Source organism: Gottfriedia acidiceleris (genome assembly GCF_036421055.1).
In the GTDB taxonomy this organism is placed as follows: domain Bacteria; phylum Bacillota; class Bacilli; order Bacillales; family Bacillaceae_G; genus Gottfriedia; species Gottfriedia acidiceleris_C.
Genome location: NZ_JAZGQS010000003.1, coordinates 71961 through 84224, shown reverse-complemented (window position 1 = coordinate 84224; position 12264 = coordinate 71961). Strand labels below are relative to the sequence as shown.

Genomic DNA, 12264 nt, shown 5'->3' with positions numbered 1-12264 from the left:
AGGATAGATGAAGGAGGCAGTTATGTCAAAACTTTGGGGCGGACGTTTTACGAAGGAAACAAACCAATTAGTAGAAGAATTTACGGCATCAATTGAATTTGATCAAATAATGGCTAAAGAAGATATTGCTGGTAGTATCGCACATGCAACGATGCTTGGAGAATGTGGCATAATTGAAATCAATGAAGCTGAATTAATAATAGAAGGTTTGAATAAAATCTTAAAAAAAGTTGAGAAGAATGATGTCCAATTTAGCATCGAAAATGAAGATATTCATATGAATATCGAAAGCTTGTTAATTGAAGAAATTGGTCCTGTAGGAGGAAAACTACATACAGGGCGTAGTCGAAATGATCAAGTAGCTACGGATATGCACCTTTTCCTAAAAAATAATACGTCTTCCATTCTTAATTTAATTGAAGAAGTTCAACATAAAATCGTTATGCAAGCAAAAAAGCATGTAAATACAATTATGCCTGGGTATACACACTTACAAAGAGCACAGCCTGTTTCATTTGCTCATCATTTACTCGCGTACTTTTGGATGCTTGAGCGTGACAAAAGTCGATTCAAAGATAGTTTAAAACGAGTGGATATTTCACCGTTAGGTGCAGGTGCATTAGCTGGAACTACATTTCCAATTAACCGTCAACGTACCGCTGAATTACTAGGTTTTAGCGATATTTATCATAATAGTTTAGATGCAGTAAGCGATCGTGATTTTATCGTAGAATTCCTTGCTGATTCGTCATTACTAATGACTCATATTTCTAGACTATCAGAGGAGTTTGTCATTTGGTCTAGTCAAGAATTTCAGTTTATTGAATTAGACGATGCTTTTTGTACTGGCTCTAGTATTATGCCGCAGAAAAAAAATCCAGATGTTCCAGAATTACTCCGCGGTAAAACTGGTAGAGTTTATGGTAGTTTAATTGGATTATTAACGGTTTTAAAAGGACTTCCTCTAGCATATAACAAGGACATGCAAGAAGATAAAGAAGGTATGTTTGATACTGTTTATACTGTCGTAGGAGCCCTGCAATTACTATCGGGAATTATCGATACAATGAAAGTAAACGAAAAACGTATGTATGAAGCTGTTAAAAATGATTATTCAAATGCTACTGACCTTGCTGATTACTTAGTTCGAAAAAATATCCCATTCCGACAAGCTCATGAAGTCGTAGGAAAAACGGTTCTATATGCGATAGAGAATCATAAATTTCTTGGGGAATTAACGCTTGAGGAATTTAAGTCGATTAATGAAGTGTTTGAAGAAGATATTTATCATACATTAAATCCAAAAACGGTTATGGAAGCAAGAATTAGTGAAGGTGGAACTTCTACAAATGAAGTTTGGAAACAAATAGTAAAAGCGGAAGAGTGTTTAAGCTTTTCAATAAATATGGTATAATTTTCTAATTGAAAACGTCCAATCATTTGGACGTTTTTTTGTGTGTCTATTTATTAATAATTTTCTATTCATTATGCAAATACTAGAAGTAGTTACTAAAAAAAGGTAGGTATGATATGAGTACGCAAGAAAAAAGTAAGATATTTAGAGCATCAGAAGGTATAGCGCATGCTGTTTTTGTTATGATCGGTATCGGTTCTTTACTTGAAAGTATTGGGAAAATCTTTCATTTTGAATCTTTAATGACGATCGGATTTTCAACTAAGTTATTAATGGCACCTGCTATTGGTGCAGGTATAGCCGTTTTATTAGGTTCAAGTACCTTAATCATTTTTTCTGCAATGGCAGCTGCAATAATTGGCTCGGGGGCATTATTAATGGTTGATACGGCAATGACCATTAAAATGGGAGAACCAGTCGGAGCATTATTATCAGCTTTAGTTGCAATCCTGATTGGAAAAGCTGTTCAAGGTAAAACAAAACTAGATTTAATGGTTGTGCCTTTATTTGCCATCTTAATTTCAGGTTTAGTTGGGTTATATTTATCAAAATGGATTTCTCCGATCTTAATAGCGGTTGGGAATTTTATTAAAAGTTCAACAGAAGGTTCGCCAATTATTGCTTCGATTGTATTGGCAGTAGTTTGGGGGATATTAATTGTTTCGCCTGCTTCTTCTGCTGCATTAGCAATTGCTTTGAATTTAAATGGAATAGCTGGGGGAGCTGCATTAGCGGGATGCGCAGCGCAATTTGTAGGATTAGCTGTTATTTCAGCACGTGAGAATGATCCAGGAAGTATCCTTGGATTATTAATCATCACACCGAAATTACAGCTACCAAATGTAACTAGAAATATCAGGATCCTTATACCAACCATAGTTGCAAGTGCTGTGGCAGGACCAGTTTCAGCATTCCTATTTCATATTGAAGCACCAAAAGAAATCGCAGGTTTAGGGTTATGCGCATTAGTTGCACCAATGAATTTATTAGCTACATACGGAAGTACAGTTATTATTCCGATGATTGTTACATACGTATTAGTACCTGGGATTGTTTCGTATATCGTGTACATATTCTTAAAACAAGCGGGTATGATTAAAGCTGGAGAGTTGAAGATATTATAAACTGATTGACTGTCTATTGATGCGCTGCAAATAAAAATTCGAAAACTACCATTAAGGGTTTACTTAACTTGAATAATATAGCGTGAAACCTACTAAATTAAAAGAAATAACAATAAAATAGAACGTGAATTGACTAAAATATAACTCATCCAATTAAAAAGGCCATTCATATGGATATACCAACAAAAAAATGAGTACGAGAAACAGTACTCATTTTTCTGTTCACGATTACTTATTAACGAATTTTAGATGATTTCTCATTTTGTAACAATTTTCACCTAAGCTGCCTGCAAAAACAGCTATAATTGAAAATACAATGAGAGTTAAACCATAAAAGATAAACCTAAAACGATCATCTGTAGAGGTACTGCCATATCGCGTTTATCTATAAATTGAGGCAAAAACGCTAGGAAGAATAATGACGTACAATCTAATGAAATACCTCCTATCAATTTTTTGTTTATTTTTTTAATTCTCTAACATGAAACAGTTAGAAAAAACTGGGAAATAGGTGGAAAAGAATTTTAAAGGAGAGGTTAATGTGGAGGGCTATATATTCTATATTTTTTCTATTTGTCTATTAATAGGTTTTCTGCTGTTAGTTTATATGTTTAGAGAGGCTCATCTAAATATAGTAAGAAAACATGAATTTTCCTTTTCAAATACTTCGCTTGAACAGCCGATTAGACTATTTTTTATTTCAGATATTCATAGAAGAAAAATAGATTCTTCTATGATAAATAGAATGTCTAATCAAGTTGATCTTGTCATAATTGGTGGTGATCTATTAGAAAAGGGAGTGCCTTTTAAAAGAATCGATCAAAATATTCAAAAGCTAAGTAGTCTTGGTCAGGTTTACTTTGTGTGGGGAAATAATGATATTGAAATAGAAAATAAGCATTTAGAGACTATATTTAATAAATGGAATGTAGTAGTATTGAAAAATTCATCTGTTACGTTTAATCATTTAGGAAAAGAATTGGCATTAATTGGAGTAGATGATTTGAAAACTGGGAAGGTGGACCTCGATCTTGCCTTTCAAGATGTTGGACAAAATGCATTTAAACTATTAGTTAGTCATAATCCAAGAGTCCTAAAGTTACTAAAGAAGGATCAAGGAGTTTCTCTTGTTTTAAGTGGTCACACTCATGGAGGGCAAATAAGGATTTTCGGTTATGGTCCTTATGAGAAAGGTAAAACACATGTGTATGAGGGAGTGACTCAAATTATAAGTAATGGATATGGGACAACGAAAATACCACTAAGGTTAAGCGCAAGGCCGGAAACTCATTATATTGAGATTAAGAGTATATAAAGTCATTAAAAAAAGAGATCCAGGGTATCTCTTTTTTTGTTTTTTAATATAGAAAAATTTTTAAATGTTTATTATAGATAGTAAATGTATAATTTAGTCGGAAAATTATAACAATTTTTGATTGATAATTTAAGTTCTAATTATTCGTACAAAAATGCATAATTCCCCCAATTTAAAATGATCTAAAAAGCTAGTTTTACTAAGATTCTGTATTTAACGAACTATAAATACAGTTTAATAGTTGGTTATTTTTATAGTTCAATTGTTGATATTCCCCCAATTTACGATGTCGATAGCTAGCGTTAAAATAAAAAAAAGCAAGAGAATTGTCACAATATTTTAGATTGTCAAAAAATATAAATATGGGGGAGAAAAGTGTGAGTAAAAAAAGCTTCAAAGCAAGTTTAGCAAAAACAACAATCAGTGCTCTGGTCGTGGGCTCGTTGATTCCTTTTAACGTACTAGCAGCTACACCAAATGCTAGCACAAAAAACACGGTCATGGGTTCATTAGCTCAAAACACAAGCACGCCAGACTTAACAGCTGAGCAAATTGACGCAATAAAGAAAGTGTCAACAAGTAGTGATGTAAAGATTTCACCGAAAATTGATATAACGACAAGTCAGCCAGTGCGAGTAATTGTTGAATTTAAACAAGCCCCAGCAAAAATTAGTATGCTTCAAAAACAAGTGGAGGGCGAAACAACAACTCTTAGCGCTGAAAAAAGTGCCGTTAATGAATCTCATGCGGCGTTTAAAACGTTTGTCAGCAGTTTAAAAACGAGCGCGAAACCAAATAGTGTATCAGCATTAAGCGTTTCACCTTCAGAAGAAAAGACGTCATCAGATGCATCTATTACAATTACGCGCGAATATACACACGCGTTAAACGGGGTAGCGATGACATTACCAGGAAATTTAGTCGAACGACTATTGGATTCTGGTGTCGTGAACCGTGTATTACATGATGACATCGTAAAAGTTGATCCGAATGAAGAAAAAATCTCAACTAACGAATCATCCGGTACTGACTTAAAAGAAAACTATATTCCACTACCGGGAATTGAAGATTTACAAAAAAATGGTACAACGGGTCAAGGCGTGAACGTTGGGGTTATTGATACAGGGGTTGATTACAATCATCCGGATTTAACAACAGTTTATAAAGGGTACCGTGCGACAAAGGGTGAAGATGCAAGCAAAGTGGATCCAACGTCAGTCAAAGGTTGGGATTTTGTTGATAACGATGCAGATCCAATGGAGACAACGATTGATGACTGGGAAAAAGCTGGTAAACCGGATGGGACGTATGAACATTACATCACTTACCATGGAACACATGTATCTGGAACAATCGCAGCACAAAGTAAAAATAGTGTAGAATTCCCAGCTCAAGGTGTAGCTCCAGGTGTTAACTTATACGATTATCGTGTACTTGGTCCATATGGTACAGGTTATACAGATGCAATTATTGGTGGTATTGATAAAGCTGTAAAAGATGGAATGAAAGTTATCAACCTTTCTCTTGGGGCACCAAGTAACGATCCTTTATCAGCTGAAGCTGTGGCGATTAACAACGCAACAATTGCAGGTGTAACATGTGTTATTTCAGCTGGAAACTCAGGTCCAGGTGAAGGAACATTAGGTACGCCAGGAGCATCTGCGTTAGCGATTACAGTTGGGGCAAGTGATTTCCCAGTAAGTATTCCTATAGCAACTGCAAAAGTTGGGAACGAAACGTTCTCAAACTTCAAGTTACTTGGAAAAGGATATAACGATCATGTAGCAGACCTTTCTGGTAAAACATATGACTTCGTTGATGTTGGGCTAGCGCAAGCAGCGGATTTTAAAGATGCTAATGGAAACCCAATCGACTTAACAGGAAAAGTGGCACTAATTGCACGTGGAACGAACGCGTTAGCAGAAAAAATAACAAATGCTGCAAAAGCTGGTGCGGTCGCAGCAGTAATGACGAACAACATTGATGGCGACATCGATAACTATTTAGCGAGTGATGTTGGCTTTATCCCAACGTTCCGCATGACAAAAGCAGACGGTGAGCGTTTACGATCTACAGGTAGTCACTCAATCACGTTTACGAGTATCGGTTCAACAGTAACTGATGGCAACCACTTAGCAAGTTTTAGCTCAAGAGGACCAGTCGCAGCAACGTACGATATAAAACCAGACATCGTGGCACCAGGTGTATCTGTATACTCCACATATCCATACTTTGTTCATAGTCCAGGAAAAGTGGATTACACGAATGCGTATGCGCGTATTTCTGGTACGTCAATGGCTTCTCCGCATATCGCTGGGGTTGCAGCACTGATTTTACAGGCACATCCGAATTACACACCAGCAGATGTAAAAGCAGCCATCACAAATAGTGCAGGTAAATTAAACGGCAACTACTCTGTATACGAGCAAGGGGCAGGTCTTGTTGACGTCGCAAAAGCCGTGAAAAACGATGTATCGTTTAAAGTACAAGATACAACTACAAATATTACCTCTTCTGGTAGTAGTGTAACATTAAATTATGAAAAAGGTTCTCTTACATTCGGTGCGGTTTACAAAAAAGACGGTACAGTGAACACGAGCAATCGTACAGTGAAAGTCACAAATCGCGGCAACAAAGACAAAACGTTTGATATCTCAGCAGAATTCATAAAACCAAGTGCAGCGGTGAATGATGCAAGTAAAAACGGAGTGACGTTCTCAGCAAGTTCATCATCTGTAACGGTAAAAGCTGGCGAAACAACGAATTTCACAGCGACGATTAATGTACCAGACACGGCTTCATTTGGTCGTTACGAAGGGTATGTGAACATCGTGAACCATGACGATCCAAGCGAAATATATCGTATGCCATTGGCTGTTCGTATGGTCGAAAAAGGAATTGGGAACTTACAAATGGATGTTCCAGCTGCTCCGACTCGAAAACCGTTAATTTCTTCGGACTTTAACGGAAATCCATTGCGTTATTTAAGGTTCCGTTTCAACAATCCAATGAAGTATTTCTGGATTGTAATTTATGACAAAGACGGCAATCCAATTGGTGCAGCAACGGATTCTCCATTAAATGTGAGCACTGTTCCGACTGATACTGATTTGACTGTGAGCTTTGATCCGAGTACGTACTATCCATTTATTGGGGATCCTAAAGAAGAAAAAACAAATATGTTCACGAAGGCATCATTAACAGAAGGACAATATACGTTGAAAATTCGAACAACTGATACGACTGACATGAAAGCAAAAACGTATGAAAAATCGCAATTGTTTGTGGTGGACAACACGTTACCGACTTTAACGTATAAAGACCATGCACCAGGTGTGTACGAGTTAGAAGACAAAGATTTTACCGATGAAAAACAAGACGGCAACACATACAACGCATTCTGGGTTCACGCGAATTTATCGGATGAAGGGACAGCAAAATTGGCACCCCTTGGCATGACACAATCAGAAAATACGCTTTGGTACTATCACAATAGCATTTGGTACCCAGAAGGAGATTTCCCAGTTGATGCAAACGGTGATACAAAATTCGGTATTGAAAAATCAGATATCGAAAATGGTCCAGCAACGATTACCTTAATGCCAAGTGATGCAGCACATAACGTGGAGCTTATTAATGATTTCCATGAGTACGCGTTTATTAAAAAAGGGTCACCGTATATGGTGCCAACGTATAACAAAGAAAAAGTTTCACTAAACGATACGATCACGATGACGTTAAACCTAAACAATGTGAAAGACATGATGTCGGGAACGTATACTGGGATGTATTACCATGGTAACTTCGACCTACAAGGTATAACGGTCAACCCAGAATTCCAAAAGTGGGCAGACCAAAATGATGTCAAAGTAAATGTGGATACACCAGTTGTAACACCAAGTAATGATTACCCAAATAACGCGAAAGACTTAAAGATTGGGGCTCATTTAACTGGTGGAGCAGACTTTAAAGGATTCAATGGCGATAGCCCATTCTTAGATGTGACCTTTAAAGTGACAGATGACATGTGGGATATTATGGCAGGAAAATTGACACAAGATGATGACACAACAACGTTTAATATGACACAGTACGGTAGTGATGAAGAGAAAAAGATTCCAGCTTTTGGCCGATTAAATAAATTTCAAATCGTTCCAAAGCATTCACTAGTACAATCGTACGTGAAATTAGAAGGGTTAAAAAATAATTATTCATTGCAAATGGATAGTATTGGTGCTAAAGGGTACGCACAACTAAAGGACGGTACGAAAATACCAGGTACAATTGATAGTAAAGGCTACATCAATATCAAAGGCATTCCACTTTCAAATGATCCAATCAATTTCATTGTAGAAGGTCCAGGACACTTAAAGAGTATACAATCTGTCACACTTGGTAAAAAATCACCATGGGGTGAGGATATTGCAGAGCGCAGATACATCGCAGGAACTCAACCATACGGAGCAGCTGGTGATGTAACTGGCGATGGCGTAATTGACGTTCTTGATGCGAAGCAAGTATCTGATAAAATGGGTCAACAAAATAGTGTTGACTATCCAATAGAAGATTTAAATAAAGACGGTACTGTTGATAAGAAGGACATGCAGTTTGTCGCAACTAATTTCGGTAAAACAAATCCAGATGTTACAATTACACCAAAAGTAGTCACAAAGGTTGACGGTAAAGATGTGTATGCATCAGATATCTTCAATAAAGCTAAAGTTTATAGTAATGTAAATACGTTTAAAGTTGATTCAAAAAATGCAAACTCAGTTACACTTAATTGGTTAGCTGTAGATCCTGCTGGCGTATCTGTATCGGGCGGAGTGAAAATTCAGCAGCAATCAAGCAATGATGGTATCACTTGGCCAACTACTTGGACAGATGCAAAACTGGATACACCAATCACAGTTAGCTCAACAAGTGCGAAAGTGACAGGGTTAATTGACAGTACAAACTATCGTTTTAGATTGGTTGTTGTAGGGGGCTTGAATGGAACTTTAAATGGTGGATATTCAAATGTTATTCAGATGACTACTCTACTTTTAACACCAACTATTGATGTAATCGATGATAATGATACAGCGATTACAGGTAAAGCAAATGCTAATGTCAATCTTGTTGTGAAAAATAATAGTACTGTAATAGGTTCAGGAAAAACGGATGCAAGTGGAAACTACAGTATCCAAATTAAACCACAAAAAGCAGACAGTGTATTAACAGTAAGTGCAAATGATGCAACTGGAAACCAAAGTGAAACAGCATCGATTGTTGTATTAGATCGTACAGCACCAGACGCACCAATCGTAAATACAGTTACGAAAAAAGATCAAAAAATTACAGGTAGAACAGAAGCAAATGCGACGGTTGCTATAAAATTCAACAATGTAGTGACAGAAGTACAAGTAGATCAAAATGGTAACTTCAGTTTAGAAATACCTCATAAATCGTATGGTGATTATATTGGATTAGTCATCTCTGTAACAGCAAAAGATGCTGCAGGAAATGTGAGTGTTGCTACTGAAACAGTCGTATTAAACAAATAATATTAAAAACGGGGAGCCTCTGTGAATGAGGCTCTTTTTTTTCGCTAATCAAATTAATAGACTACTAGAAAAACGACTTAGTAAAGGAAGTTTCCTATAAAAAAAGGTGATTTGTAGTTTTATGGCGAATTATTAATATGGGATTTTTTTGTTTGGAGGGTAAAAAATGAAAAAGGTTTTAGTGTTAGGCGGTACGAGATTTTTCGGAAAACGACTTGTTCATAAATTAGTAGAAAAAGGTTATGATGTTACAATCGCAACAAGGGGACTTACAGAAGATAACTTCGGAGATCGAGTTAGTCGCTTGATAATTGACCGACGGAATCCAGAAACCATGACCAAGTTAAGTAATCATAATTGGGACATAGTCTATGATAATATTTGTTACACGCCAAATGAAGCGAAAGAAATTATTAAACTATTAACTAATCATGTTAAAAAATATATTTTCACTTCATCTTTAGCGGTTTATGATTCGGGATTAAACCATGTGGAAAATGACTTCGATCCTTCTAACTATCCTATTGAGTATAATAAAGATAACGAATATTCATACGCTGAAGGGAAGCGTCTTTGTGAGGCTGTTTTATTTCAAGAAGCCAATTTTCCGGTGTTTGCGGCTAGATTCCCAATCGTATTAGGACCGGATGATTATACTAAGAGATTACTCTTCCATGTTCATAAAATTTCAAGAAATGAAGAAATAATACTATCTGATTTAAGCAAAGAGATGACCTTTATCGATTCTAATGAAACGGCCGAGTTTCTACTTTGGTTAGGTGAAAATGAATCGATTAAAAGTGGTCCTTTTAACGCGTGTTCTAATGGTGTAATAACGTTTAAAGAAATTATTAACATTTGTGAAAAGGAAACTGGAAAAATGGCTATTATTAACTCTCATGGTGCAGTCGAACATCAATCACCATTTGATGCTTATAGCGATCAATCATTGAGTAATGAGAAAGCTAAAAAAGAAGGTTTCCAATTTTTAGAAGTTCATGATTGGATGGGAAAATTAATTCATCATTATTGCTCATTATAAAAAGTTCATAAAATGTTCAAAAAATAAAATTCCGAACTTCTGGAATTTCCAGGTTTTCGGAATTTTATCAGAGTGTAATTCCGGAATTTCGGAAAAAACCACTTTAAAAATATTGAAAATTATAAATTAACATAATATTATCAGAATTATAAAAAAGTTTTTACCGTGTAGAAACGGTCCTAAATCTAGTTAATTCATTCCACATAAAATCCGTTAGTAACTCTTGGCATACTATTTGCTTGTATTAAAAACAGAAGAACATTCTGTTGAAAGGAGCTAAATACAGTAAATAGTGGTATTTAAACTAGTGCATAGTTTGAATGAAAGCGTTATCAAAAAGTATCAAAATGAAAGATCATAAGGAGGTTATTATGGAAATCTTAATTATTTTATTAGCTTTAGGACTTTTAATGTTTGTTGCTTATCGTGGGTTTTCTGTTATTTTATTTGCACCAATTTGTGCTTTATTTGCAGTACTTTTAACTGAGCCAAGTTATATTCTTCCATTTTTTAGTAATATTTTTATGGAAAAAATGGTTGGTTTCATAAAGCTATATTTTCCTGTGTTTTTACTTGGTGCAATTTTTGGTAAAGTCGTTGAAATGTCTGGAATCGCTGAGTCAATCGCTAAGACGATTATTCAATTAGTTGGAGCAAAAAGAGCTATTTTAGCGATTGTATTAATGGGTGCAATTTTAACATATAGTGGAGTAAGCTTGTTTGTTGTTGTATTTGCTATTTATCCATTTGCTGCAAACTTATTCCGTGAAGGTAATATTCCAAAACGATTAATTCCTGGAACAATTGCACTTGGTGCGTTTACATTTACGATGGATGCATTGCCAGGTACACCGCAAATTCAAAATGTTATTCCAACTACATTTTTCAAAACGGATATTTATGCGGCACCATTTCTAGGTATTTTAGCTGCTGTTTTTGTATTTGCAGTTGGTCTTTGGTATTTAGAATCAAGACGTAAAAAAGCAGAAAAAGCAGGTGAAGGCTATTTTGGATTTAATGGGGAACTAGCTGCTGCAAATGAAACGCAAACAGAAGTTCCTTCATTAACGACGAATACTTCTACACCAGTTTTAAAACAGATTTTAGCATTTGTTCCACTTTTATTAGTTGGATTTTCAAATAAATTTTTTGTTCTTTCGTTCCCAAAATGGTATCCAAATGGATTCGATTTTAAATCAATTGGACTAGAAGCTTTTGGGGTTGTTCAAATTCCTGCAGTTGTTGGTATTTGGTCAGTTGAATGTGCTCTAGTTATTGGGATTCTTTCAGCGATGATTTATGGTTATAAGAATATACGTACAAATCTAAAGACAGGTATTAATGCAAGCATTGGTGGAGCACTACTTGCATCTATGAATACTGGTGCTGAGTATGGTTTTGGTGGAGTAATCTCTGCTTTACCTGGATTTGGAATGGTAAGTAAAGGAATCTCTCATACATTTACGGATCCATTAGTAAATGGAGCTGTAACAACTACAACTTTAGCAGGTATTACAGGTTCTGCATCAGGTGGTATGGGTATTGCACTCAGTGCGATGTCTGAAAAATATATCGAGGCGATAAATAAATACAATATTCCGCCAGAAGTAATGCATCGTGTAATTTCGATGGCATCGGGTGGTATGGATACTTTGCCTCATAATGGTGCAGTCATTACATTATTAGCTGTAACTGGTTTAACTCATCGCCAGTCATATAAAGATATTTTTGCAATAACAATTATTAAAACAGTTGCAGTATTCTTAATCATTGCAGTATTTAAACTTACAGGACTTGTTTAAGAATGTTAAACTACTAATCTT

At 35.7% G+C, this 12264-nt stretch carries 6 protein-coding genes; all 6 read left to right on the top strand.

From position 1 onward, the window contains the following. The first annotated feature begins 22 nt into the window (after positions 1-22). A complete protein-coding gene (gene argH, locus RAH41_RS05230; protein WP_331221113.1) occupies positions 23-1414 on the top strand; it encodes an argininosuccinate lyase in 1392 nt (463 codons plus the stop codon). Between the two features lie 116 nt (positions 1415-1530). Beyond that, positions 1531-2538 carry a PTS sugar transporter subunit IIC gene (locus tag RAH41_RS05225; RefSeq protein ID WP_331221112.1) on the top strand — a complete coding sequence of 336 codons (1008 nt, stop codon included), beginning with the start codon at positions 1531-1533 and terminating at the stop codon, positions 2536-2538. A 511-nt stretch (positions 2539-3049) separates the two neighbouring features. After that, positions 3050-3853: a metallophosphoesterase gene (locus tag RAH41_RS05220; RefSeq protein ID WP_331221111.1), complete on the top strand. Its 804-nt coding sequence runs from the start codon at positions 3050-3052 to the stop codon at positions 3851-3853. A 377-nt stretch (positions 3854-4230) separates the two neighbouring features. Next, positions 4231-9399 carry a S8 family serine peptidase gene (locus RAH41_RS05215; protein WP_331221110.1) on the top strand — a complete coding sequence of 1723 codons (5169 nt, stop codon included), beginning with the start codon at positions 4231-4233 and terminating at the stop codon, positions 9397-9399. 166 nt (positions 9400-9565) lie between these two features. Then, positions 9566-10441, top strand: coding sequence for an NAD-dependent epimerase/dehydratase family protein (locus RAH41_RS05210; RefSeq protein ID WP_331221109.1), 876 nt, complete (start codon positions 9566-9568; stop codon positions 10439-10441). A 371-nt stretch (positions 10442-10812) separates the two neighbouring features. Next, entirely contained in the window at positions 10813-12243 is a 1431-nt protein-coding gene (locus tag RAH41_RS05205; protein ID WP_331221108.1) for a GntP family permease, read from the top strand. Positions 12244-12264 lie beyond the last annotated feature (21 nt).

Bases quoted from the DNA above. Each gene is read 5' to 3' on its own strand.
- argH (WP_331221113.1), top strand. From the start codon at position 23: ATGTCAAAACTTTGGGGCGGACGTTTTACGAAGGAAACAAACCAATTA.
- RAH41_RS05225 (WP_331221112.1), top strand. From the start codon at position 1,531: ATGAGTACGCAAGAAAAAAGTAAGATATTTAGAGCATCAGAAGGTATA.
- RAH41_RS05210 (WP_331221109.1), top strand. From the start codon at position 9,566: ATGAAAAAGGTTTTAGTGTTAGGCGGTACGAGATTTTTCGGAAAACGA.
- RAH41_RS05205 (WP_331221108.1), top strand. From the start codon at position 10,813: ATGGAAATCTTAATTATTTTATTAGCTTTAGGACTTTTAATGTTTGTT.